This is a genomic window from Arthrobacter pasteuri (assembly GCF_054510955.1).
In genome coordinates this window covers 1,931,835-1,954,274 of the sequence record NZ_JBTNDO010000001.1, presented here as the reverse complement: position 1 = coordinate 1,954,274, position 22,440 = coordinate 1,931,835, and the positions used below count along the sequence as shown (strand labels likewise).

Here is a 22,440-nt window from a genome sequence, read left to right as displayed (position 1 = left end):
ACCCTAGGAGGCAGATTCCTGCGCACGGCTACTGGGAGGACGTGGAGTCATGACTGATCAGGCATCCGGACAACGGACGGCGCGAGGCTCGGAGCACGCTGAACTGCTCTCGCAGTACGGGCTGGGCATGGCCCTGGGCGAAGCAGGCCCGGTCGGGGCCGAGCCGCGGCCTGCCGCCCCCGCGAACGCCCCCGCCGCCCTGCAGAACCTCGTGGCCCTGGCCGTCCAGCTCTGCAACGCCCAGTACGGCGCCATCAACGTGATCACGGAGGACGAGTTCCACCAGATCGCCGCCAAGGGACTCGAACCCCTCATGTGCGCCCGTGAGGACTCGCTGTGCGGGCAGGTCTTCAAGTACGGCCACACCGTGGTGGTCGCGGACTGCACCGAGGACCCGCGCTTCCGCGCGAATCCCTTCGTCGACGGCCGCTTCGGCGCCGTCCGGTTCTACGCCACCACCCCGCTCCTGACGAGTGACGGCGTACCGCTCGGCACCCTCTGCATCTTCGACGAAAAGCCCGGGAACCTCACCGATCAGCAGGCCGCGGGCCTCGAGACGCTGGCCGCGCAGGTGGTCGACGTCCTCGATCTCCAGCTGCGCACACGTCAGCTGGATGCCACGGTGTCCGAGCTGCAGCGCAGCAACGAACTGCTGGGCGAATTCGCCGGCCGGATCAGCCATGACCTGCGGGGACCGCTGACCAACGTCGTCGGCCTCGCTGAGCTCGCCGAGGACGAGCCGGCGCTCCAGGAGGGTCCGGCGGGCACGTACTTCAAGCGCATCGGGGCGAGCGCCCTCCGAATGTCCTCCATGGTCGAGAACCTGCTCGGCTACTCGCGCGTGGGCGGTGCGGCGCACCTCGAGACCGTCTCCCTCGCCGAAGCCGTCGCGGCCGCCGTCGACGATCTGGGGCACCACGTCGACGGCGTGGAGATCACGGCCGGGGACTTCCACGGCCACGCCGACCGCGAGCAGCTCCGGGTCCTCATCCAGAACCTGGTGGCCAACGCCGTGGCCTACGCGCGGCCGGGTGTCCCGGCGGAAGTGCGCATCACGGGCACCGGCATTGCGGAGTTCTGGCGCCTCGACGTCGCCGACAACGGGAAGGGCATACCGCCCGAGCAGTACGACCGTGTGCTCGAGCCGCTGGTGCGGCTCGAGCGTGAGGGCGATCCGTCCGGTACCGGGATAGGACTGGCGACATGCGTGCGCATCGCCCAGGCGCACGGCGGGCGCCTCGCCTTCGACCAGACCCCCGGCGGCGGGCTCACCGTACGGGTCTGGTTCGGGTCGAGCCCGGCCTGACGGTCTTCGCCCGGGTCGACGCGTCGCGCGCCCGCCGACCCGGTCGCCGAATATGACGCGCCGGGTCCCGGTCGTTTTGACCGTGTTCGATGCCGTCGCCTAGCGTTCCCAGAAGAATCAAGAGTTCCAGCCACGGGCCCTGGCCGGTTGGACAGCAACCCTCTCCCGTAGTGGGGTGCTCCAGGTGAAGATTCGGCCGCCGGGATACTCCGGACGGCAAGTACGCGATTCCCGCGGCGCTTCTTCGAAGCCCTGCCGGAGAACGCCCGCAGCATCCAGTGAGCGAGCATGTCAGTCCAGTAGAAACACGTCCGAGCAGCCTGAGCTGTCCGTCAGTCCTGCTGCGCGCTTCTGTCCCTCTTCCCCTGTCGCTGAGCCGTCTGCTCAGCAGGTACCCGTACGAAGGAAAGAAAATATGATCACCTCCCGCAAGCTCCTGGCAGCCGCCGTCGTCCCGTTCCTCGCCTTCACCGTTGCCTGTGGCTCCTCGGAGGCCTCCGAGGGAGGCAATGAGACTGTCCGCCTGGGTGTCGTGGGTGCGAGCGACCCGGAGTGGGCTGCGCTGACCGATGCGGCCGCAGAGGAAGGCATCGACCTCGAGGTCGTCGACTTCGCCGAGTACACGCAGCCCAACCCTGCGCTCACGGAAGGCGAGCTGGACCTCAACCAGTTCCAGCACCTCGTCTATCTCGCCCGCTACAACGTCTCCAGCGGCGAGGACCTCACCCCTGTGGGATCGACCGCCATCTACCCACTGGGTCTCTATTCCACGAAGCACAAGTCCGTGGAGGAGATCCCCGAGGGGTCGACCGTCGCCGTACCGAACGACGAGAGCAACCTCGCGCGCGGCCTGCTCGTCCTTCAGTCAGCCGGCCTGGTCGTCCTCAAGGACGGCGGCAGCGCCTTCTCCACCATCGATGACGTCGACGAGGCGGCATCCAAGGTGACCGTCACGACCCTCGAGGCATCACTGACGCCGACCTCCCTCCCGGACGTCGCCGCTGCGATCATCAACAACGACTTCGTGCAGGACGCCGGCCTGAACTTCGACGACGCCATCGCACAGGATGACCCGACCGATCCGGCCGCCGCTGCGTACGTCAACATCTTCGCCTCGCGCGCCGGTGAGGAGAACAACGAGACCTACCAGAAGCTGGTGAGCATCTACCAGGAGAACCAGGAAGTCCTCGACGCCGTGCAGGAGACCTCGGGCGGAACCGCGGAGTTCCTGAAGGTGCCGGTGGAGGAGCTGAAGACGTCGCTCGACACCGTCGAGGAAGACACCCGCGCCCAGGGCTGATCAGCCTTCTCTTCCGCGTGTGGCCGGCCGGTGATCCTGGCCGGCCACACGTATCCCCTCAGCTAGGAACACGATGCCACTCATCTCACTGCGGAACGTCACGAAGAGTTTCCCCCCGGGACGCCGCGGCGATCCCCTCGTCCACGCCATCGACAACGTCAGCCTCGACATCGAGGCAGGTGAGATCTACGGCATCATCGGGTACTCCGGGGCGGGCAAAAGCACCCTCGTCCGCCTGATCAACGCCCTCGAGAAGGCCTCCAGCGGCGAGATCATCGTCGACGGGCACCAGGTCACCAACGTCCCGGACCGCCAGCTGCGCACACTGCGCCTGGACATCGGCATGATCTTCCAGCAGTTCAACCTCTTCAGCGCCAAGACGGTCTGGAACAACGTCGCCTACCCCCTGCGGGTCGCAGGCAGGACCCGGGACGAGATCCAGGCCCGCGTGACCGAGCTCCTCGACTTCGTGGGACTTGCCGACAAGGCATCGAACTACCCGGAACAGCTCTCAGGCGGCCAGAAGCAGCGCGTCGGCATCGCCCGCGCCCTGGCGACCTCACCCAAGATCCTCCTCGCGGACGAGGCCACCTCCGCCCTCGATCCCGAGACGACCCACGAAGTACTCCGCCTCCTGCGCCGCGTGAACGAGGAACTGGGCATCACCATCGTGGTCATCACGCACGAGATGGACGTCATCCAGACCCTCGCCACCAAGGTGGCCGTCATGGACAGCGGACGGATCGTGGAGCAGGGCGATGTCTTCGACGTGTTCTCCAACCCCCGTGAAGCATCGTCGCGACGGTTCGTCTCCACCGTGGTCCGCGGCATCCCCGCACCTGATGAACTGGCAGCGCTCCGGGAGAGGCACCGGGGACGGATCGTCACCTTCTCCTTCCGCGACGGCGACTCCTCGCAGGCGTCCGTGTTCCTCGAACTGGCCGCTGCCGGCATCGAATTCGAACTCGTCTACGGCGGCATCAACGACATCCGGGGCCGCGCCTTCGGGCATCTCACCCTCGCGCTCACCGGAGCGGACAGCGTCATCGACGCGACCCTGCACCACATGGCCGGCCGCATCACCGTGAAGGAACTCGCCTGATGGAAGACCTCGTTCCCCTGACACCCCAGCTGTGGGAAGCCACCTACGAGACCCTGTACATCGTGGGCCTCAGTCTCCTCTTCGGAGGTCTCGGAGGGCTCCTGCTGGGCATCGGTCTCTACACCACCAGGGCCGGCAGCATCCTCGGCAACCGGGCCGTGTTCGGCACGCTGAACATCATCGTGAACATCTTCCGGCCGATCCCGTTCATCATCTTCCTCGCCGCGGCGCAACCACTCGCCCGCGCCGTCACGGGAACCGGCATCGGCAACAGTGCCATCATCTTCACCCTGTCCCTCGCGGCGGCATTCGGCATCAGCCGCATCGTCGAGCAGAACCTGCTGACCGTCCAGCCCGGGGTCATCGAGGCTGCACGCTCGGTCGGCGCGGGGCGACTGCGCATCATCCTGACGATCCTCATCCCCGAGGCTCTCGGCCCGCTGATCCTCGGCTTCACCTTCATCTTCGTAGCCCTCGTCGACATGTCGGCCGTGGCCGGATATGTCGGCGGCGGCGGTCTGGGCAACTTCGCGATCCAGTACGGCTACCGGCAGTTCAACCCCGTCGTCACCTGGGCGGCGGTCATCGTGATCATCCTGCTCGTACAGGCCGTCCAGCTGCTCGGCAACGTCCTGGCGCGCAAGGTCCTCCGCCGCTAGCCCCTACAGGTCGACCCACCACCCGGAAACGGATGGTGGGTCGGTCCGCGGAATGGTCCTTCTCGCAGGTCCTAGCTGGCGCCGGGCTGGATGCCGTCCTCGATCCAGGGGTAGCCCGTCGCCAGGGGTGCGCCGTCGTCGTGCCTCGAGAGCCATGCGACAGCGGCAGCGTGGTAGCGGTGGAAACCCTTGTAGTCGACGAGTTCGGGGTCGAGGGATGCGAGGGCCCGGTGCAGCCGCTTGGCCCAGTCGGGAGCATGGTCCACCAGCTCGGCCAGGCTGACGAGGTACGTGCGGACCGGGAACACCATGGCGTTGGACCGGGGAAGGCGATGCAGGGGCTGCAGCTCGATACGCAGGTACACCATCTCTCCTGCGTTCTCGGGGGTGACGGCCGCCCGGTCCGGCGCCCACTCCGGGAGTGTCTCCACCGAGGTCTCGAGACGCGGGTGGACGGTGAGGGACCAGTTGACCCGCCGGACGGGATGACCGGGCTTCATGCGGAGCAGGAACTTCAGCGCCCTGTCCAGGATCCCCATCTCGTGCAGTTTCGGCACGGGACCATGGAACTCGGCGAAGGTCATTCCCATGTTGAACTGGAGGGAGTAGTCCGCGCGCTGGGTCGTCATACCGGCACCGATGACCAGCGTGTTGTCCTTCTCCTCGAGGACGACGAACTCGCCCTGCGCCTGTCGCGTCGCGTACTCCATGGGGTCCATCGGCAGGGTGGTCGGATCACCGAAGGTGAACACGTCATCGATGCCGAGCGGCCGGTTCTGCCACCGCCACTCGTTCCCGTTCTTGGTGAGCGTGAAGTGTTCCGGGAAGTCCCTGGCGTACGACTCGAAGATGAGTTCCAGGAGGTCCCACTGCGCTTCCATCATGTGCGGCAGCGCGATGTAGTGGACTCCCGGCATCTCCCGGAGCATCTGGTCGCGGTGCGCGCACTCCGATGCGTAGTGCTCGTCGATGTCGAAGGCAGCCATCAGGGCGCCGTCGCCTGCCGGGACGTGGGGTTCGAGATTCATGGAGTACATGTACTCGTCATCCGGGAACGGGAAGGGAAGGCGCCGCACGGCCTCGCGCGAGTTCCGGAAGAGGTACTCGCCCTCCGGCGTGTAGGTCTCGATCGGTGTGGATTCGACTGACTCGGGTATCGCGGTCATGGAGATTTCCTTATGCATTGATGACGAGTTTCGTACAGGTGGCCCGCGAGACACAGGGCATGATGAGCTTGTTCGTGCACCGCTCCGACTCGGTCAGCCAGTCGTCCCGGTGGTCGATGGTGCCCTCGAGTTCCAGGACTTCGATCTCGCACTCGCCGCAGGCGCCTCCCCGGCAGAGGTAGGGCAGTTTGTGGCCCGCCTCCTCGGCGGCCTCCAGCAGCGACTGTTCGGGCGACACCTCGATGACCGCTCCGGACCGCGCCAGGGTGACGGAGAAAGGATCTCCCGTCGATCCCAGGTCCTCGAACCGTTCGAAGTGGATGTTCGAGTCGGACCAGCCGAGGGTGTGGGCGGCGTCGATGACGTCGTCGACCATCCGGGTGGGTCCGCAGACATAGGTGTGTGTTCCGAGCGGTCGTCCGGCCAGGATGTCGTACGCGACCAGCCTCGAACCGTCGCCGTCCCCGTACACTTTCACGGCCTCGCCATAGCGCTGCTGGAGCTCACGGCCGAGGGCCGCATGCTCCGGGCCGCGTACGGCCAGGTGGAGTTCGAACGAGCTTCCCTTGAGGCTCAGTTCGTCCAGTTGCGCGAAGATCGGAGTGACCCCGACACCGCCGGCGATGAAGAGGTGATGGCGGGCGTGCTTGGAGACGGGGAACAGGTTCGCCGGGATGGTGGCACCGAGAAGGTCGCCCTCACGCACGTTCTCGTGCATCGCGATCGACCCGCGGTTCCCGCCATCCACCCTACGGACAGCGATCTGGTATTCGCTGGTGTCGTAGGGCGAACTCATGAGCGAGTACGCGTTGCGCCGTGTCCCTCCCTCACACGGGATCAGGACCGCGATGTGGCTGCCCCCCGAGAAAGGGGGAAGCCACGATCCGTCGGCCGCGGCGAACGTGTACCGGTTGATCTCCGGCGTGACCGCCTCGACACGCTTCACCCTGAGTTGCAGGGCTCCGTGGTGTGCCTCGCTCATGTGTCCAACTCCTCGTTGTCCGGTAGTTCGCCGGGTACTTCACCGTCCGCTTTCACTCCCTGGAACGCAGCGAGCCGTCCGGAGTAGTGGTCCCGGACGATCAGGTGGCGTTCGCACCCGGGGCATTGGAATATCCGCTTCGTCACGTTCTCCGAGTAGTGGCTGCAGTGCGCGCACCACACCCGCCGGACGAAGGAACCTGCATGTTCACGCAGTACTTCATCCCGGTTCATGCCGTAGGACGTGGCAACCTGCATGGAGGTCCCGATGAATCCCTCCGACCCGGAAAGGTACAGGCGGGTTCCCATCCTCGCCGTCGCCAGAAGCGCGTCGAGTCCGCTCACGGCAGCGGCGTTGCTCGGGAATTCGATGAGGTCGAAGACATCGAACGCCTGGAGCGCTGCCAGATGGTTGTGTCCGGTGAACGACTCGGTCGAGTACAGGACGGTGGTCGCGGCCAGCTGTTCGGGAGTCATGTCTCCGAGGAGGCGCAGGAGCGGTCCTCCGCCGCTGCCCTGCGCGGCTGCGATGTGGACGAGGCCGTCCGCCAAGGGTGTGAGCTCGTCGTAGACGGGACGGCTCTTGATGCCGGTGATCAGCATGAACGTGTTACCTCGCACCCTTCGAGCCGGCCGGAACGGCATCGGCTGCCGGAGCATCGCCCTTGAGGTGCGGCTTCTTCCACGCCATGTAGATCAGGCCGATCACGACGACGGAGACCGCGGAGATCAGGACGACGTAGTTAGCGAACCAGCCGTCTTCCGGTGTCCGGGGCCAGGCCATGTTGATCATGCCGAGCACGCCCCATACCAGGGCCGCGATGTTCACCGGGATGCCCCAGACGCCCATCCGGAAGGCTCCGTTCGGCTTCCAGCCGAGGATGCGTGCCCGGAGCGAGGCAAGGACGACCATTTGGAAGCCCATGTACATGCCCATGGCCGCGAAGGAGATGATCACCGTCAGGGCGTCGCTGGAGACCTTCGACCCGATGACGATGAGGGCCGGCACAAGTCCTGCAAGGAGCAGGGCGTACGGGGGCACGTGGCGCGATTCGCTGAAGGTACTCAGGAGCCTGCTACCCGGGAGGATGCCGTCACGGGCCATCGAGTAGGCGAGGCGCGAGGTGGCCGCCTGCAGGCTCAGCACGCAGGAGAGGAACGAGACCATGACGATGGCGAGAACCACCTTGAAACCGATCGGGCCGAATGCAGAAAGGAGGATGTTGCCGACGGGGTCCGTGTCGGTGCCCGAGATCACTGCGGCGAAATCGGGGACGGCGAGGATCAGGGACAGGCAGACGAACATCGCTGCGAAGCCACCGATGTAGATGGTCATCCTCATGGCCTTGGGGATGGTGCGGCCCGGGTTCGGGACTTCCTCGGCCACATCGCCGCAGGCTTCGAAGCCGTAGTACTGGAAGATGCCGATCAGCCCGGCCGCGGCGAAGGCCACGAAATAGCTGCTGCCTTCCCCTGCGCCGAATGCCTGGAACAGGACGCCGAGATCGTGCTGCCGCGCGGTCAGCAGCAGCCAGGTTCCGACCGCCAGCGCACCGCCGAGTTCCGCCAGGAGACCGATCATCGCCACGGTGTTCAGCACCTTGGTTCCGCCGAGGTTCAGGACCGTCGCGAGCGCTATGACCACGAGGCCCGAGATGATGATGGAGTCGACAGTGTTCTCCATGCCGACAAGGGCGCCCAGGAAGGGTCCTGCCCCATAGGCGACGCTGGCGATGGTCGTCAGGAGCGCCACGAGGTAGACCCAGCCATTCATCCAGCCCCATTTGCGGCCCCAGAGCCTGCGGGACCAGGGATAGACCCCTCCGGCCACCGGGTACGCCGCGACGACTTCCCCGAAGACCGTGGCCACGAGGAGTTGGCCGACGCCCACGATCACGAGGGACCAGAACATCGGGGGTCCGGCGACGCCCAGCGACGCCGCGAACAGTGAATAGACAGCTACGACCGGTGACAGGTAGGTGAAGCCGAGAGAGACGTTCCCCCAGAACGTCATCTCCCGCTTGAACTGCTTCTCGTAGGAGTAGCCGAGGCTGGCGAGATGCTCAGCATCCTCGTCGGCCACGGACTGCTTGGCCGGTTCCGCACTATCTACACGCATCGGATTCCTTCTCTCGGGTCCCTGGGGGCTCATGTGAGCTGGACCACGTCGGAAAAACTGTAGTTTCAAATGTTTAAAACCGCAACATCCAGGAAAAGCAGCGGTTTTCAGCCGCTCGACCTGGGGCAGCTTAGGGACAAGGGTGACATAACCTATGTTTCCGTCGGATTTCGAGCATCGTCCGGTAGGCTTCGGAGGCAGAGGGAGCAAAGGTTGATGCCCCGGCTACAGTTAGTGCTGTCCTTCCACGCATGGAGTCTGTTCTTGGCACCCACCACCGCTTTTCAAGCGCATGTCTACCGATCGCTGCCGGAGACGGAGCGCTCCGAAGCCATCGTGAACAGGATCTCCAAGGCGATCTCGCTGGGCCTGCTGAAGGTCGGTGAGCGGCTTCCCCCGGAGACAGCCCTGTCGGAGATGTTCGGCGTCGCACCGTCCACCCTCCGGGAAGCCTTGTCCGACCTCCGGGACCAGGGCATCGTCGCCACACGGCGGGGACGCAGCGGAGGGACGTTCATCCTCAAGCAACCCTTCACCTCGGCAGACGTGATGAAGAAGTGGTTCCGGGAAACCTCGATCGCCGAGATCCGGGACGTCGGCGACGAGCATGCCGCGATCGCTGCTGCCACGGTGAGGCTTGCCTGCGAACGCGCGGAACCCCACGAGGTCGGCAGGCTCCTCGAGCTGGCACGGGGCCTCGCCATGTCGGACAAGCCGGAAGCGCGCGCACGTGCCGACAGCCGATTCCACATCGAGCTGGCGGTCCTGGCGCAGTCCCCGAGGCTGACGAATGCGGAGATACGCTTGCAGGCCGAGATCGTCCAGGCACTCTGGGCGCCCCTGCCAGTGGCCCGCGATCCGGAACGGGTCGCGGCTGAGCATCTCGCTCTGGCGCGCGCCATCGCGGACGACGCAGCCGAAGATGCCCAGCGATTGGTGCTGGAGCACATCCGCCACGACGTCCATCATCTGGTGGATACCAAACTGTCCCTCGGGTATCCCGCGGACGAGCAGGAGCAGCCATGACGAATGCCCTTGCCGCCAAGGCCGCAGCCGAGATCGCTGCCTGGATGAACGCACTCGGCCTCGACGTCCATGCCCTCGCGGCGCGGATGTCGATGCTGTGGGCCGACCGCCCCCGTCCCCTGAGTATCACCCCCGGTGACATCGGGAAGCTCGAGGGCCTGGCCAGGGACTTCCTCGAGACGCATGGGTTCGTCGTCGGCGCGGGCGTCATCTTCGCCACGGAAGCCATTCGGAGCAGCGAGGGCGGCCTCGAGTGGTGGATCAAGCGCGAGCACACCGTGGAGAAGCTGGAATTCGATCTGACACCGGGAGGGGAGAGGTTCTACGACTACCAGAACATGCCCTTCTTCGCCTCGGCGAGCCGCACGGGGGAGCAGACGGCGTGGGGTCCGTACGTCGATTACCTGGGGTTGGACGAGTACATCCTTACGCACTCGGCGCCCATTCAGCTCGACGGGAAGTTCGCGGGAGTGGCCGGCTGCGACATACGCATCCGGAAGCTCGAAGAGATCTTCATGCCCCTCCTGCGGGCCATTCCCGGAGACGCCGCACTGCTCAACGGGAGCGGCCGGGTGGTTGTGGGCAACTCCGGTGCGTACCTGGTGGGAGAGCGGATCCGCACCGTCCCGGGCGACAAGGAGCTGATCCCGATCGACGTGCCGCATCTCGGCTTCTCGCTGCTGACCGGCCGTTAGCCGCCCTCGCCTCCAGCGCGATGAAAGGTCCTTCCATGCATGACCCGCTCGACGTTCACGACCTCGTCTCGGACGAACTACGGCAGCTCGGCGAAACCGGTCATGACGTCACACAGCTGTCCGGCCGCCTGGCCGACACCGAGCAGCACGACCGGCAGGGACTGGAGAACCTCCTCGCCGAGCTGGCGGACCTTGCGCGGACCGGCCCATGGGACTACGAAGAACCCGACGCGCTGCCCGACATCCTCGACAGCATGCCGGCCCCGCCGCGTCCGGCCGGTACCCCCGCCCCTGGTCCCGGACTGCATGACCGCATCCTGGGGGGATGGCTCGGACGCATCGCCGGCTGCAACCTCGGCAAGCCGATCGAGAGCGGGGACCACTGGACCAGCGACCGGATCCGCTCCTACCTCGAGCTGACCGGCTCCTACCCCCTGCGGGACTATGTCCCGGCAATGGACCCGATGCCCGAGGGTTACCGCCTGGAGGAGAACTGGGTGAACACCACGCGCGGGCGGGTTGCAGGATCGGACCGGGACGACGACATCGACTACACCATCCTCGCCCTGCACATGCTCGAACGCCACGGGATGCAGTTGACGGCCGCCGACGTCGCCGCGACGTGGCTGGCCTACGTGCCCTACCTGCGGGTCTTCACCGCCGAACGCGCCGCCTACGTCAACCTCCTCACCAACGTTCCCATCGGGGAGGTCGCCACCACCCGCAACCCCTACCGCGAATGGATCGGTGCCCTGATCCGTGGGGACGCCCACGGCTGGACGCAGCCCGGGCGCCCGGAGCAGGCGATCCTCAGCGCCTACAACGATGCGAGCCTCTCCCACCGTGCCAACGGCCTCTACGGGGAGATGTGGTCGGCCGCGCTGATGTCCTCCGCCGCCACGGCATCGACAGTCACCGAAGCGTTCGAGCGATCACTGCACTACGTGCCGGCCAGCTCCAGGCTCGCCGAAGCCCTGCACCGGGTGCGGGACCTGCACTGCAGCGGCGCGACCTGGGACGAAGCACTCATCACCATCCAGCACCACTACGGGCATTACAGCTGGGTCCACACGGTCAACAACGCGGCCGTCATCACGGCCGGCCTCCTCTGGGGCGACGGCGACTACACCGCCACCGTCGGCCTCACCGTGCAGGGCGGATGGGACACCGACTCCAACGGGGCCACGGCAGGTGCGGTAGCCGGAACCGTCCTCGGTGCCGCAGCCCTGCCGGAGCACTTCGTCGAACCCCTCCAGGACCGGACCCGCTCAGCGGTCTTCGGCTACGACAACTCCCGCATCTCCGACCTCGCCCACCGCACCATCGCCCTCGCCACGGCGAACCCCGCAGCGTGAGACCGCTACGCCAAACTGCCTCACCGACCGGTGGGTCGTGGTGAGCGGCAACTACCTGACCCCGTCACGGGTGTGGGCCGGTATCGCAGGGCTACTGCCCCCGACCGGAACTCGTGGCGGTTCACGAGCTCCAGCTGGACGTGTTCGCGCAGACCGGCGAGCAATGTCGGCCCATGTCCGGCAAGAACCGGGTGCACAAGGAACTCGTACTCGTCGATCAGTCCCATATTGGCCAACGCGAGGGGGAGCGTCACGCCACCTACCCACAGACTGTCGCCTTGCTCCTGCTTGAGCTGCTGAACCGCTGGCCCCAGGTCGCCTCCCACGAGCTCGGCATTCCAATCAACCCCGCTCAGCGTGCTCGACACGACGTGCTTCCTCGCCCCATCGATGGCCTCGGCGAACGGAATTTCCCACTCACCCATCCACGCAGGCCATGTACCCGTGGCCGGCTGCCGCCACGCCGACTCCATCATCTCGTACGTCACCCGACCGAATAACAGGGCATCGGCTCGCTTCATCTCAGCAGTCCAGTAACGCATCGACTCCTCGTCGGGAGGAAGCCCCGCCTCGTGGTGACAGCAGCCGTCGAGCGTGACGTTGATGGAGTATCGAAGTTGTCTCATCCCGTTGCCCTCCTGCGAAGGTGACGACTAGGCCATGCCGCCGTCGGGAGCATCGTCGTAGCTGGTGTGGTGGAAGTCGGTGAAGGCATCCTTGAAGGCGGTGGCCTGTCCCTGTAGTTCTCGCACGAGCGGTTCGGCCGGCGTCGATCCCGGCGGCACGTGTGCCAGGGCGCGTGTTGCTGATGCCTGCAACTGGGCGGCGCCTGCCATGGCGGCGCTGGCTTGCAGGCTCAGCACTGCGGTGATGAGTTCCTCTTCGTCGTGGGCTTCAAGGGCTCGTTCGATCCGTCGAATACGATCGGTCAGCAGTGCGTCGAACGAGGCCAGGAAATCGGTGGCGACGCGGAAACCGAGGTCATCGGCGAGTGATTCGAATGCTGTCGCATCAAGGGGAGGAAGCACCCCGTACCTCGGGTGCACGGTCGGAATCGACCTGTTCTGCGCCATAACACCCATGCCCCCTCTGCCACCCTGGCAACCCCTTCAACAGTGATCGCTTCTCACGGTTTCCACACGAGTAGGCGCTACCTGTTGCGCCGGTTCTAGTGCCGATCATCTTTGCGGTCGGCGCTGGTGATGCCGTTGCGCTGGAGGGTTTGATCGCTGCTGATGTGATCGACCACATGCCCGTGCCCGGTCAGCCTGCAGGGCGTGAGGGCTTTCTTTTCTGGATGCGCAGCATGCATGCTGCCTATCCCGATATGACGGGAGTCATCTGCGACACCGTGGTTGAGGGCGACAAGATCGCCGGCCGTGTGCTGTGGACCGGAACGCACACAGGAGAGTTCCTCGGTCTGCCCGGTACCGGCAGACCGGTAGCCATTACCGCCATGCACCTTGTTCGGTTCAGGGACGGGGTGGCGGTTGAGTGGTGGGGCGCCGCAGACCTTCTCGGCGCTGCAATGGGTTTGAATGCCCGCCTCGAACCTCCTCCATAGGGAAACAGCGCGGGCGGGCTGCGGTCCCGGGAGCAGCATCCGATCGCTGGAGGAGGCGAGGTGTTGCAGCGCCATGCGGAAGGCAGGATTTTCGATCGGTGCCGGCTACTCGGTCCGCTACGTTGATGGTCGCCGCCGCGATCGGCAGGCGTGCTCGCCTGTTGCCGGAACCGTTCACGACGGTGACCGATGAGTTCTTGCTACGTGGGGCGTCTACTTTGTACGTGTAAGCCACTGGATGAAGCAATGGAGGTATCTGATGTCGCGGGAATTGGTGTGGACGGGGTTCATGACGGTCGATGGTGTGGTGGACTCGCCGGGCGGCGTTGAAGAGGGGCATCGCAGTGGCGGGTGGGTCTTCAGTACCGAGTTCCTGCCCGAGGCTGTTGCGTTGAAAGGCGAGGAGCTGGAGGAGACGACGGCGCTGATGTTCGGGCGCCGGAGCTATGAGGCGTTCGCCCGGGTATGGGCCGGATCCGAGGATCACGCCGCGTACAAGGACCTTCCCAAGTACGTCGTCTCGACGACTCTTGACGAGGGGGCGCTCATCGACGGATGGGGCCCCCTGGAAGTGCTGCGTTCGGTCGACGACGTCGTGGCCCTGAAGCAGGGCGACGGTGGTGCGATCTTCATCCATGGCAGCCCTGAGCTCGCGCGGACTCTCGCAGACGCGGACCTCATCGACCGGTACAACCTCCTGGTCTTTCCGGTTCTGCTCGGTGCCGGTAAGAGGTTGTTCAGCACGGAGGACCGGGACCGGCAGCAGCTGCGCCTGCGCGAGTCGGAGACCTACTCCAACGGTGTGATGAAGGCGATCTACGAGGTTGTCCGCTGAGGTTGGCGCAGCAGCGGACGATCAGCTTGCCAGCCTGGTCGGTCGTTCCGATGACGAGGGCGGACCGATATCGGGTCGGTCGTGGTGTGGTGCTCGTTCAGTCCTCGTTCGTGATGCCCGCGTGTCGCGGGAGGAATGCCGTTGCTACGAGGGCGACGACTGCCAGGACAGTGCCGACGGTGAAGGCAGCACGTGCACCGTCTGCGATGGAAGCGGCGTCCGTGCCTCCGGCGGTAGAGCTGAGGACCGCGATGAGTACTGCCAGGCCGGCTGCCCCACCAAGCTGCTGGATGGTGTTCAGTGCGGCGCTGCCATGCGGGGTGAGGGCGCTGGGAAGGGATCCCAGCGCCATGGTGAACAGAGCGACCCAGGCGAAGGCTTGCCCAGTGCAGATGAACACGTAGGTCGCCAGAACCACCCACATCGACGTGTCCTCAGTGAAGGTCGTCATGAACCACCAGCCGGCAACGACGACGAGGGCTCCCGGAAGGGCGAGCCCTCGGGCTCCGACGCGGTCGTAGTAGCGGCCGACGAGGAGGGACACGATGCCGATCGTCGCACCGCCGGGCACCATGAGGAGCCCGGTCTCCAGCGAACCGAGTCCGAGGGATTCCTGCATGACCAGGGGGAGCAGGGTGGCGAGAGCGAAGGCGCCCATGACCAGGAACGAGAAGACGATGACGGGTCGCGCGAACCCGGCATATGTGAAGATCCGCATGTCCAGGACGGTCGCGTCGCGGCGCTGCAGCCGGAGCTGACGCACCACGAACGCTGCGATGCCCGCAACCCCGAGCGGGATCGCGATCCAGAACGCGGCTGAGAAGTGTCCGTCAGTGGATTCCCCCGCACTGGCCAGCCCGTACACCAGTGCGCCGAATCCGATCGCGGAGAGCACCAGCGACAGTGTGTCGAAGCTAGTGCGCCGGGGCGTGGTGAGGTTCGGCATCTTGATCGCCCCGATGAGCAGACCGAGGACCGACAGCGGCAGGATGATGATGAACAGCCACCGCCACGAAAGCTGCGACATCACCAGGCCGGAGAAGGCGGGACCGAGGGCGGGCGCGACGGCGGAGACCGCGGTGACCAGTGCCATCATCTGTCCGCGGCGGGAGGGCGCGACGAGACCGATCGACGTCGTCATCAGCAGCGGCACCAGCACAGCTGTGCCGAGGGCCTGGACGATGCGGCCGGTGAGCAGCAGCGCGAAGCCTGGTGCGACGGCCGCGACGAGGGTGCCCAGGGTGAACAGTCCGACGCTGGCGATGAAGATCGTCCGGAGCTGGAATCGCTGCATGATGTACCCGGTGGTCGGGATGATCACCGCCAGGGTGAGCGCGTAACCGGTGGTGAGCCACTGCCCGGTCGTCGCCGTGATGCTCAGGTCGTCCATGATCTGCGGCAGCGCCACCCCGACGACCATCTCGGACAGGAACGCCACGAAGGCCGAGAAGACCAGGACGGCGATTGTCAGGACCTCTCCGGGCAACAACCGCTTGGTCGGTCCCGGACTGGTGGCGATCGGATCGGTGACCGCTTGTTGAGGGTCGGCGATCATGCCGATGGGCCCCGTTGCAGGGGCCAGGTGCGTGTCATTACTCATAAGATGCTGGTTCCAGTGCTCGTGTCGTTATGCGAGTTTCGGGGGCTTGACTGCCCCGAGGATGAGGGCGCCGAGGACGGAGGCGAGGCCGCCGATGACCAGGGCGGTTTGTACGCCGGCGCCGTCGACGAGGATTCCGCCGAGGAGCGCGCCGAGGGCGACCGCTACCTGGAACACGCCCGTCTGAAGCCCGCCGATGCTTTCCAGGCGAGCCGGTTCGGCCCGAGCGAGCCAGGTCGAGATGACCGTCGGCAGGGCGCCGAAGCCTGCTCCCCAGAGCGCGGCCGCGGTGAAGAGCAGCACAGGGCTGCTGCCCATGTGGACGAAGGCGATCATCGCCAGGCCGAGGACGAGCGGGAAGATCAGCGCCGCGATGCGCAGCGTCCTGTCGGCGAGAGGTCCCGCGATCAAGTTGCCGCCCACGATGCCGAGGCCGTACACCAGGAGCAGGACAGCGAGCTGCTCGGGATCGAGGCCGCCGACCTCGGTCGCTGCCGGACGGATGTAGGTGAAGCCGGCGAAGTGACCGGCACCCATCAGGGCCATGGTGAACAGGCAGAGCAGCACCATGCGAGAGCGTAGTGTCTGGATCAGGGGCCGGAAGCCGCTCGAGGGGCCGGTGAGCATCGAGGGTAGGGCGAAGAACTGGATGACCATTGCGATGATGCCGACGCCCGCGGCCAGGGCGAATACCGCACGCCAGCCCCAGATCTCACCGAGAAGCGTGCCGAGTGGGACGGCGGCGACCGTGGCCAGGGTCACGCCCACGTTCACGATCGTCAGACCCAGGCCGAGTTTCGACGCCGGAACCAGGCGCGCCGTGATGGAGATCGCCAGCGCCCAGAAACCACCGATAGCGATTCCAAGCAGGACGCGGGCGGCCAGCAGGATCGGGTAGGTCGGCGCGACCGCGACCAGCACATCGGAGACGACGGCAAGCGCCGAGAGGATGATCATCAGGTGCCGGCGGTCCATGCGCGAGAGCACGACCGGGATGGTGATGCCGGAAATGGCCGCGACGATGGCGGTGATGGCGACCGACTGGCCGGCCACACCCTCTGTCACTCCCAGGTCCGCGGCAACCCGGGAGAGAAGGCTCGCCGGCAGGAACTCTGCCATCACGAGGGCGAAGACGCCCACGCTCAGCGACGCCACGCCCGCCCACGAGGGTTTCTGCGTCGGGCCCGCACCGTCGGACCGTGATCGGTTACCGCCGGTCTCCTGTGTTGCTGTTGCTTCCTGAGAAGTCATCTGGTCTTCGTCCTGGCTTGCTCGTGAGCGCGCACCGGTAGGTGCGCGTCGGTGCTTCTGGGTGGGTGAGGTGAAAGGTGTGGGGCCGCAGCGTCAGCTGTAGCAGGCGCGGTTGATGGCGACGAGGAACTCGCCGTCTGGTCTCCCACCGGCGGCGATGTACCTGCCGATGGCGTCCATGGCCAGATCCCGGCGCTGCGGAACACGCTCCTTCTCGGCGGCCGCCAGGAAGGCGGGCATCTCCTCGCGCGTGCGGTCCGTGCAGTAGACGGGGGCTCCGGGCTGCTGGCGCCAGGACTCGGCGAGGACTCCGGCGTCGACAGCGTCGAAGCCGGTCTGCTCCACCAGGGACATCGCGAGGTGCCGGTGGTCGTCGTGATCGGAGGCCACCGGGATGGCTACCCGGCCTGCCGTGCCGGCCTCAGTGGCCTTGGCGTCGAAGGACTGTGATGTGATGGCGTTCCATGCCTTGGTCACGGGGCGGCCGAAGAGCTCGGTCAGCCAGATGCTTTCGGGTTGCCCCTCGGTAAAGGCGGGGACGATGCCGTCGCGTGCGGGGTAGTAGTTGGACGTGTCGACGACGACTGCGGCTTCCGGTGCGCGCCGGACATGGGCGGCGATGTCCTCGTTGCGGTTCATCGGAACCGAGACGATGAGGACGTCGACGTCGATGGCCGCTTCGGACGCCGTAACGGCGCGCGCGCCGGTGCTCAAGGCCGCGGCAGCAATCGTCTCCGGGCCGCGGGAATTCGCGATCACTACGTCGTGTCCGTGGCGGCTGAGCCGCCGGGCGATGGTCGAGCCGATCGAGCCCGCGCCGATGATTCCGATCTTCATGTATCTCCCTCGTGCGATATCTGTCCTCCCATCATCAACATTGTCACTAGTGTGAAGGTCAAATCGGGGGTGTCATATGCCGGATGAGGGCGAAGGTGGAGTGACCCGCCGACAGGAACGGCCTACATGCGCGCGAGGATGTTGACCGTGAAGGGTCCGGCATCACGGATCCTCGGGTAGGTGGGGGTTTTCATGACGCTGAAGGACACCAGCGGCCGGCGGTTGTCATCGTCCGGCATCCTCCGTGAGACGGGCGTCCAGGCCGTACTGAGGCGGGGCGCCGAGGTGATCGCGGAGGGTGGTTCCTTCGTAGTCGTCATGGAAGAGGCCGCGTTCCTGCAGCAGGGGGACGACTTCGTCGACGAAGGTGTCGATCCCGTCCTCGTAGACATCGATGGACACCCAGAAGCCGTCACAGGCGCCGGCTTCGAACCATTCCTGCAGGTGGTCCGCGGTGACCGACGCCGGGCCTACGGGGGTGGGGTGGTAGTCGATGACCCCGTGGGCGAGGACGTCGCGGAGGGTCCATCCTTCGCGGGCAACCTCGAGCGCTTTGGGTGAGCGGGGATCGAAGGGACTGGGTCGGGCTGCTGCCAGCTGGGCGGGCCTCAGTGGCTCGTCGATCTGGCTCGCATCGAGAGTCAGTCCCAGCATGGAGCCGAGATAGGGGACGAGGGCCGGGGCGGCTCGATCGCCGAGGGCAACGCGGCGGTCCAGGGCTGCCCGTTTGGTCGCGGCGATGGCCGGCATGACTCCGGCGATGAACTTCACCTCATCAGGGTTGCGACCGGCCTTGCGCGCTGCATCCCGGACGGCTTCGCGCTGGGTGCGTGCGTCCTCGATGGTGAACACGGCGCCGATGACGGCGCTGGCGTACCGACCGGCGATCTCGAGGCCATTCGCCCCTCCGCCGGCCGAAAAAACAACGGGTTGGCCCTGCTCCGAGGGCGGGATGGGCAGGGGCCCGCGGGAGGCGACGTACTCTCCCTGCAGGTTGATGGCCTGGATCTTTTCCGGGTCGATGAACCGGGCGTTCGTCGTGTCCCTGATCCAGGCGTCCTGCTGCCAGCTGCCCCAGAGCGCCTGCGTGATTTGGATGGTCTCGTGGGCCCGCTGGTAGCGCTGCGGCCGGGGCGCGATCTCCCGCCCGAAGTTCGCGGCGGACGCAGGATCGCTGGTCGTGACGGCGTTCCATCCGGCTCGGCCGTGACTCATCACATCCAGGGCCTTGAACTGGCGGGCGAGGTTGTAGGGCTCGTTGAAGGTCGTCGAGCCGGTCGCCACGAGACCGATGCGCTCTGTCGCGCGGGCTACGGCTGCCAGAGTCAGCATGGGTTCCAGGGTGAGCATGGGCGCTTCCTGCACCCCATCTGCTTTGTGAGCCAGGAAGTCGGGCAGGAACAGGAACGCGAATTTGCCCCGTTCGGCGGCCTGGGCGTAGCGCACCTGCGCGTCGAAGTCGGCGTAATTGGCGGGGTTCACGCCGGCGGCGCGCCAGGCCGACCCGTGGGCGCCGTACCCATTACCAAGCTGCAGGCCGAGGATCATTTTTGAAGGGGAGGAGGAAGTCACCTACCCATGGTGCAACCTTCTCACTAATGGCAAGGTCAAATCGTGTGTCTGCTGCTACGCCGGCTGTCGCTTACGAGTGCCGCTCTTGCTGCCGGCGGCCTCCAATGCCTGGACGTAGCGCGTGATGGCGTCCCTGTTCTGCGAGAGGACGTCGATCTTGTGGGTCATCCGGTCCCGCTCCTGCCGCAGGATGTCCAGGAGTTCCGGGTCAGCGTCGTCGACGACCACGGTCTGCGGCTGGTTCAGGCACGGCAGGATGTTGCCGATGATCCTGGTCGGGATACCAGAGTCGATGAGCCCGCGGATCTTTGCGACTCGGTCCACGAGGTATTCGTCATACTCCCGGTAACCGTTGTCGAGACGGCGCGGAGTCACCAGCCCTTGCTCCTCGTAATACCGGAGCATCCGAGCCGGCACCCCGGATCTTTGTTCGAGTTCGCCTATGCGCATGCCCGCTCCTTCGGTCGTCCGACGTCGATCTAAACCTTCACACTAGTGGAAGGGTGCCACGGTGAGCTACCCGGATCGGAGTCGGCAACGTCATTGATCCGTCAAGGATCTGCAAATGCAACGAGGGCGTTTACCGGGGCTGGAGGCGGAACTAGGTTGAGGTCATCGGGTCCGTCGGATCATCGTGTGAAGTCGACGGGCGTCCCGGTTCCTGCTCCATCCAGTCCAGAAGCCCGCCAGTGGCGGGCTGTACAAGGAGGAAGACAGCGCCATGGCACAGAACCTGAATCAGCCCATCACCGATGACAGCATCAAGGTCCGACAGCTCAGCCATTACCAGTTCAGCTGGGTGGCGGGAGAGCCGGGCCAGCCCGGTTCGTGGACCCTGCAACTGGTTCTTGACCAGGGTGCATGGGAGGAGGTCCTCACGATCGACGCCGATGATGCCGACAACCTCCAGGACCTGCTCTCCTCGGCCGAAACCGTGTACTACGACGTGCAGCGCCGGACCCTGATGTTCGGCACCACAGAAGCCGGTCACCACTGACAGCGAACATGCCTGCCGCGTTCAGGTTCGAAGGAGAGTGCATCATCGCATCCTGCGTCAGGTGAGGGAAATGACCTCGTAGGTATGGCCTGCCGCGCGCAGTCGCTCCACCAGGACGTCGCCGAAGGCGGTCGCCGGGGTCAGCGATCCTGCGGTGGGCGGCAGGCGCTCGCCGTCGAGGGCCAGGGAGAGCGCGGTCTCCCCGGCCATCACGGCGGTGGCGGCGTATCCCGGATCGCCCGGGCCGGCTGCGACGGCCCGGTACCGCCGGCCGCTCTCCGTGGAAGCTGTGACCTGGGAACGGAACCAGCCTGAGCGCCGCGCGGCCTCACTCGGGCCCGCACCGGGCGACGGAAGGGCACGGGCCAGTGGTTTCCGCGTGAGGGGTAGGGTCAGTGCGGCTCCGACCACCCGCAGGCCGAGCGCCGTCACTCCGGCGACGACGGCGCCGGCGGGCCCGCGCCCCATTCCCATCACCTCGCCGTACCGCAGGGACCGGCCGTAGGCCCAACCCTGCAGGGCGTTGCTGCGACGCACGATCCGCGTGTTCACCGCCGCCATGACGAAGGGTGCGGTCCACAGGCCGTCCTCCGACCGGCCCACCCACCCCAGGTCCGCCGGCTGCTGGGTCGAGGGCTCCGCCGTCCGGTCCGGACTGAGGGAGTAGGGATCGCCCGCGAGTGATCGCAGCTCGGGGTCCGATCGCATGCCGTCGAGTTGCCCACGCATCGACTCGATGGTGCCGCCGCTGAAGCCACCCTTGGCCCTGGCGACGAGCTGCACCTCGGTCAGTCCGCCCGCGCCGTCGGCCTCTGCAGCCTGGCGCAGGAGGAGCACCGCGAGGTCCGACGGGACTGAGTCGTAGCCGCACGCATGGACGATCCGTGCACCGGTGGTCCTTGCCAGGGCGTCGCAACGGTCGATCGCTTTCCGGACGAAGGACACCTCTCCCGTCAGGTCCCCGTAATGGGTGCCGGCTCGGGCGCACGCCTCGACGACAGGCAGCCCGTACTTCGCGTAGGGACCCACCGTGGTGAAGAGAACCCTGGTGCCCGCGGCCAGCGCAGCGAGCGAGCAGGGCTGATCCGAGTCGGCCTCGATGAGGGCCCAGTCGTGTGCGGCGGCGGGCAGCCTGGCGCGTACGGCCTCGAGCTTCACCCTCGACCTCCCCGCGAGCCCCACGCGCAGGTCCGGCGGAGCGTTTTCCGCAAGATATCCGGCGATCAGTTCGCCGACGAAGCCGGTTGCGCCGAAGAGGACGAGGTCGTGGTCGCGCGCCGGGGCCTGCATGCCAGCAGTCTTCCACAGCGGCGGCCGGACCGACGCCGAGAAGCGCCTGCCTCTTCCTGTCCGAGGGTCTAGGCGTCATGCATCGGAGCTTCACCGCGGCCCCAGCGTTCGAGCGCGCTGATCGCCTCACGTAAGGCGAGCCCACGATCGGTCAGCGCGTAGGCCCTGGTGTTGTGCCGCAGGGGCAGGCGCGACAGCACCCCGGCAGCCTCGAGCTCACGCAGGCGGGTCGCGAGCATGTTCGTCGGCGCCCCGAGGTCGCGTTGCAGGTCGCCGTAGCGTTGCGGCCCGTCGAGCAGCCGCTCCACGATCAGCAGCGCCCACCGAGAGCCGACGACGTCGAGGGCCGCGGCGAGGTCGCTCACGCGTCCGGATCGGTGTCCGGCTTCATCCAGAACGGCGAGTAATGGTAGCCGTCGGGGTCGTCGAACTGGCGCTGGTACATGAAGGGGTAGTCGTCGGTGTCGCCGATCCGCCCGCCCGCGGCGCCGGCGCGCTCAACGAGTTCGTCGACCGCCTCGCGGCTGCCGAGGTCGAACGAGACCGTGACCTTCGAGGGCGTGCCCGGTCCGCCGACCAGCTCCTCGGCCCCACCGACACCCGCGTACATCTCGCGGCTGCCGAGCATGACGTACTGCTCGGGTGCGATCGCGAAGCACGACACGTTGTGGTCGGACATCTCGGCGTTGAGGGTCCAGCCGAGGGCGGTGTAGAAGGCGGTGGCGCGCTCGACGCTCTCGACCGGGCAGGTGATGAAGAGGCTCATGCGTTAACACTTGCAAAAT

24 protein-coding genes and 1 riboswitch are annotated in these 22,440 nt (G+C 66.3%); of the genes, 10 read left to right on the top strand and 14 right to left on the bottom strand.

What is annotated here, in order from left to right; translation table 11 throughout:
* Window positions 1-49 precede the first annotated feature (49 nt).
* The 4 genes from ACX80H_RS09325 (at window position 50) to ACX80H_RS09310 (ending at window position 4,367) form a co-directional block, all read left to right on the top strand.
* On the top strand, window positions 50-1,306 hold the full coding sequence (locus ACX80H_RS09325; RefSeq protein ID WP_459312764.1) for a GAF domain-containing sensor histidine kinase: 1,257 nt from the start codon (window positions 50-52) through the stop codon (window positions 1,304-1,306).
* A gap of 115 nt (window positions 1,307-1,421) precedes the next feature.
* A riboswitch (SAM riboswitch) is annotated at window positions 1,422-1,535 on the top strand.
* Window positions 1,536-1,721: 186 nt separating this feature from the next.
* A complete protein-coding gene (locus tag ACX80H_RS09320) occupies window positions 1,722-2,606 on the top strand; it encodes a MetQ/NlpA family ABC transporter substrate-binding protein (protein WP_459312762.1) in 885 nt (294 codons plus the stop codon).
* Between the two features lie 73 nt (window positions 2,607-2,679).
* Entirely contained in the window at window positions 2,680-3,708 is a 1,029-nt protein-coding gene (locus tag ACX80H_RS09315; protein ID WP_459312760.1) for a methionine ABC transporter ATP-binding protein, read from the top strand.
* Complete coding sequence (locus ACX80H_RS09310; RefSeq protein WP_459312758.1) at window positions 3,708-4,367, top strand: methionine ABC transporter permease; 660 nt, start codon at window positions 3,708-3,710, stop codon at window positions 4,365-4,367. Before ACX80H_RS09315 ends, ACX80H_RS09310 begins: the two co-directional genes overlap by 1 nt.
* Window positions 4,368-4,438: 71 nt before the next feature.
* Here ACX80H_RS09310 and ACX80H_RS09305 read toward each other — a convergent pair whose 3' ends face one another.
* The 4 genes from ACX80H_RS09305 to ACX80H_RS09290 are packed head-to-tail and all read right to left on the bottom strand — an operon-like array spanning window position 4,439 to window position 8,633.
* Entirely contained in the window at window positions 4,439-5,533 is a 1,095-nt protein-coding gene (locus tag ACX80H_RS09305; RefSeq protein ID WP_459312756.1) for a heme-dependent oxidative N-demethylase family protein, read from the bottom strand.
* Between the two features lie 10 nt (window positions 5,534-5,543).
* Entirely contained in the window at window positions 5,544-6,515 is a 972-nt protein-coding gene (locus ACX80H_RS09300) for a PDR/VanB family oxidoreductase (protein ID WP_459312754.1), read from the bottom strand.
* Complete coding sequence (locus ACX80H_RS09295) at window positions 6,512-7,117, bottom strand: dimethylamine monooxygenase subunit DmmA family protein (RefSeq protein ID WP_459312753.1); 606 nt, start codon at window positions 7,115-7,117, stop codon at window positions 6,512-6,514. Before ACX80H_RS09295 ends, ACX80H_RS09300 begins: the two co-directional genes overlap by 4 nt.
* A gap of 7 nt (window positions 7,118-7,124) precedes the next feature.
* Complete coding sequence (locus ACX80H_RS09290) at window positions 7,125-8,633, bottom strand: APC family permease (RefSeq protein WP_459312751.1); 1,509 nt, start codon at window positions 8,631-8,633, stop codon at window positions 7,125-7,127.
* Window positions 8,634-8,897: 264 nt separating this feature from the next.
* Here ACX80H_RS09290 and ACX80H_RS09285 point away from each other — a divergent pair, with 264 nt between their 5' ends.
* From ACX80H_RS09285 to ACX80H_RS09275, 3 genes are read left to right on the top strand one after another with little or no spacing between them, the layout of a single operon-like run.
* Complete coding sequence (locus ACX80H_RS09285; RefSeq protein ID WP_459312749.1) at window positions 8,898-9,659, top strand: FadR/GntR family transcriptional regulator; 762 nt, start codon at window positions 8,898-8,900, stop codon at window positions 9,657-9,659.
* Window positions 9,656-10,354 carry a cache domain-containing protein gene (locus ACX80H_RS09280; RefSeq protein WP_459312747.1) on the top strand — a complete coding sequence of 233 codons (699 nt, stop codon included), beginning with the start codon at window positions 9,656-9,658 and terminating at the stop codon, window positions 10,352-10,354. The genes ACX80H_RS09285 and ACX80H_RS09280 overlap by 4 nt, the downstream gene beginning before the upstream one ends.
* 35 nt (window positions 10,355-10,389) lie before the next feature.
* Complete coding sequence (locus tag ACX80H_RS09275; RefSeq protein ID WP_459312745.1) at window positions 10,390-11,709, top strand: ADP-ribosylglycohydrolase family protein; 1,320 nt, start codon at window positions 10,390-10,392, stop codon at window positions 11,707-11,709.
* Between the two features lie 20 nt (window positions 11,710-11,729).
* Here ACX80H_RS09275 and ACX80H_RS09270 read toward each other — a convergent pair whose 3' ends face one another.
* A complete protein-coding gene (locus tag ACX80H_RS09270) occupies window positions 11,730-12,335 on the bottom strand; it encodes a dihydrofolate reductase family protein (RefSeq protein WP_459312743.1) in 606 nt (201 codons plus the stop codon).
* 27 nt (window positions 12,336-12,362) lie between these two features.
* The gene (locus ACX80H_RS09265) at window positions 12,363-12,782 is read right to left on the bottom strand and encodes a hypothetical protein (RefSeq protein WP_459312741.1); all 420 of its coding nucleotides are present in this window, start codon (window positions 12,780-12,782) and stop codon (window positions 12,363-12,365) included.
* 98 nt (window positions 12,783-12,880) lie between these two features.
* Here ACX80H_RS09265 and ACX80H_RS09260 point away from each other — a divergent pair, with 98 nt between their 5' ends.
* Together ACX80H_RS09260 and ACX80H_RS09255 are read left to right on the top strand one after the other, a co-directional pair.
* The gene (locus tag ACX80H_RS09260; RefSeq protein ID WP_459312739.1) at window positions 12,881-13,273 is read left to right on the top strand and encodes an ester cyclase; all 393 of its coding nucleotides are present in this window, start codon (window positions 12,881-12,883) and stop codon (window positions 13,271-13,273) included.
* A 238-nt stretch (window positions 13,274-13,511) separates the two neighbouring features.
* A complete protein-coding gene (locus ACX80H_RS09255; protein ID WP_459312737.1) occupies window positions 13,512-14,108 on the top strand; it encodes a dihydrofolate reductase family protein in 597 nt (198 codons plus the stop codon).
* 97 nt (window positions 14,109-14,205) lie between these two features.
* Here the strand turns inward: ACX80H_RS09255 and ACX80H_RS09250 are convergent, their stop codons facing one another.
* From ACX80H_RS09250 to ACX80H_RS09230, 5 genes are all read right to left on the bottom strand, one after another.
* Window positions 14,206-15,708: a DHA2 family efflux MFS transporter permease subunit gene (locus tag ACX80H_RS09250; protein ID WP_459312735.1), complete on the bottom strand. Its 1,503-nt coding sequence runs from the start codon at window positions 15,706-15,708 to the stop codon at window positions 14,206-14,208.
* A gap of 27 nt (window positions 15,709-15,735) precedes the next feature.
* Window positions 15,736-16,959, bottom strand: coding sequence for an MFS transporter (locus tag ACX80H_RS09245; RefSeq protein WP_459312733.1), 1,224 nt, complete (start codon window positions 16,957-16,959; stop codon window positions 15,736-15,738).
* A gap of 93 nt (window positions 16,960-17,052) precedes the next feature.
* Entirely contained in the window at window positions 17,053-17,814 is a 762-nt protein-coding gene (locus ACX80H_RS09240; protein ID WP_459313397.1) for an NADPH-dependent F420 reductase, read from the bottom strand.
* Between the two features lie 207 nt (window positions 17,815-18,021).
* On the bottom strand, window positions 18,022-19,368 hold the full coding sequence (locus ACX80H_RS09235; RefSeq protein WP_459312731.1) for an NtaA/DmoA family FMN-dependent monooxygenase: 1,347 nt from the start codon (window positions 19,366-19,368) through the stop codon (window positions 18,022-18,024).
* A gap of 54 nt (window positions 19,369-19,422) precedes the next feature.
* On the bottom strand, window positions 19,423-19,818 hold the full coding sequence (locus tag ACX80H_RS09230; RefSeq protein ID WP_459312729.1) for a MerR family transcriptional regulator: 396 nt from the start codon (window positions 19,816-19,818) through the stop codon (window positions 19,423-19,425).
* A gap of 271 nt (window positions 19,819-20,089) precedes the next feature.
* Between ACX80H_RS09230 and ACX80H_RS09225 the strand changes: the two genes are divergently transcribed.
* Window positions 20,090-20,365 (top strand): hypothetical protein, encoded by a 276-nt coding sequence (locus tag ACX80H_RS09225; RefSeq protein WP_087075677.1) that lies wholly within the window; start codon window positions 20,090-20,092, stop codon window positions 20,363-20,365.
* Window positions 20,366-20,422: 57 nt separating this feature from the next.
* Here the strand turns inward: ACX80H_RS09225 and ACX80H_RS09220 are convergent, their stop codons facing one another.
* From ACX80H_RS09220 to ACX80H_RS09210, 3 genes are all read right to left on the bottom strand, one after another.
* A complete protein-coding gene (locus ACX80H_RS09220; RefSeq protein ID WP_459312728.1) occupies window positions 20,423-21,655 on the bottom strand; it encodes a saccharopine dehydrogenase family protein in 1,233 nt (410 codons plus the stop codon).
* A gap of 68 nt (window positions 21,656-21,723) precedes the next feature.
* Window positions 21,724-22,020 (bottom strand): winged helix-turn-helix transcriptional regulator, encoded by a 297-nt coding sequence (locus ACX80H_RS09215; RefSeq protein ID WP_459312726.1) that lies wholly within the window; start codon window positions 22,018-22,020, stop codon window positions 21,724-21,726.
* On the bottom strand, window positions 22,017-22,421 hold the full coding sequence (locus ACX80H_RS09210; protein WP_459312724.1) for a VOC family protein: 405 nt from the start codon (window positions 22,419-22,421) through the stop codon (window positions 22,017-22,019). Before ACX80H_RS09210 ends, ACX80H_RS09215 begins: the two co-directional genes overlap by 4 nt.
* Between the last annotated feature and the right edge of the window lie 19 nt (window positions 22,422-22,440).

What these genes read in the sequence shown, in the direction of transcription:
- ACX80H_RS09325 (WP_459312764.1), top strand. Translation starts at nt 50, where the DNA reads ATGACTGATCAGGCATCCGGACAACGGACGGCGCGAGGCTCGGAGCAC.
- ACX80H_RS09320 (WP_459312762.1), top strand. Translation starts at nt 1,722, where the DNA reads ATGATCACCTCCCGCAAGCTCCTGGCAGCCGCCGTCGTCCCGTTCCTC.
- ACX80H_RS09315 (WP_459312760.1), top strand. Translation starts at nt 2,680, where the DNA reads ATGCCACTCATCTCACTGCGGAACGTCACGAAGAGTTTCCCCCCGGGA.
- ACX80H_RS09310 (WP_459312758.1), top strand. Translation starts at nt 3,708, where the DNA reads ATGGAAGACCTCGTTCCCCTGACACCCCAGCTGTGGGAAGCCACCTAC.
- ACX80H_RS09305 (WP_459312756.1), bottom strand. Translation starts at nt 5,533, where the DNA reads ATGACCGCGATACCCGAGTCAGTCGAATCCACACCGATCGAGACCTAC.
- ACX80H_RS09300 (WP_459312754.1), bottom strand. Translation starts at nt 6,515, where the DNA reads ATGAGCGAGGCACACCACGGAGCCCTGCAACTCAGGGTGAAGCGTGTC.
- ACX80H_RS09295 (WP_459312753.1), bottom strand. Translation starts at nt 7,117, where the DNA reads ATGCTGATCACCGGCATCAAGAGCCGTCCCGTCTACGACGAGCTCACA.
- ACX80H_RS09290 (WP_459312751.1), bottom strand. Translation starts at nt 8,633, where the DNA reads ATGCGTGTAGATAGTGCGGAACCGGCCAAGCAGTCCGTGGCCGACGAG.
- ACX80H_RS09280 (WP_459312747.1), top strand. Translation starts at nt 9,656, where the DNA reads ATGACGAATGCCCTTGCCGCCAAGGCCGCAGCCGAGATCGCTGCCTGG.
- ACX80H_RS09275 (WP_459312745.1), top strand. Translation starts at nt 10,390, where the DNA reads ATGCATGACCCGCTCGACGTTCACGACCTCGTCTCGGACGAACTACGG.
- ACX80H_RS09270 (WP_459312743.1), bottom strand. Translation starts at nt 12,335, where the DNA reads ATGAGACAACTTCGATACTCCATCAACGTCACGCTCGACGGCTGCTGT.
- ACX80H_RS09265 (WP_459312741.1), bottom strand. Translation starts at nt 12,782, where the DNA reads ATGGCGCAGAACAGGTCGATTCCGACCGTGCACCCGAGGTACGGGGTG.
- ACX80H_RS09255 (WP_459312737.1), top strand. Translation starts at nt 13,512, where the DNA reads ATGAAGCAATGGAGGTATCTGATGTCGCGGGAATTGGTGTGGACGGGG.
- ACX80H_RS09250 (WP_459312735.1), bottom strand. Translation starts at nt 15,708, where the DNA reads ATGAGTAATGACACGCACCTGGCCCCTGCAACGGGGCCCATCGGCATG.
- ACX80H_RS09245 (WP_459312733.1), bottom strand. Translation starts at nt 16,959, where the DNA reads ATGACTTCTCAGGAAGCAACAGCAACACAGGAGACCGGCGGTAACCGA.
- ACX80H_RS09230 (WP_459312729.1), bottom strand. Translation starts at nt 19,818, where the DNA reads ATGCGCATAGGCGAACTCGAACAAAGATCCGGGGTGCCGGCTCGGATG.
- ACX80H_RS09225 (WP_087075677.1), top strand. Translation starts at nt 20,090, where the DNA reads ATGGCACAGAACCTGAATCAGCCCATCACCGATGACAGCATCAAGGTC.
- ACX80H_RS09220 (WP_459312728.1), bottom strand. Translation starts at nt 21,655, where the DNA reads ATGCAGGCCCCGGCGCGCGACCACGACCTCGTCCTCTTCGGCGCAACC.
- ACX80H_RS09210 (WP_459312724.1), bottom strand. Translation starts at nt 22,421, where the DNA reads ATGAGCCTCTTCATCACCTGCCCGGTCGAGAGCGTCGAGCGCGCCACC.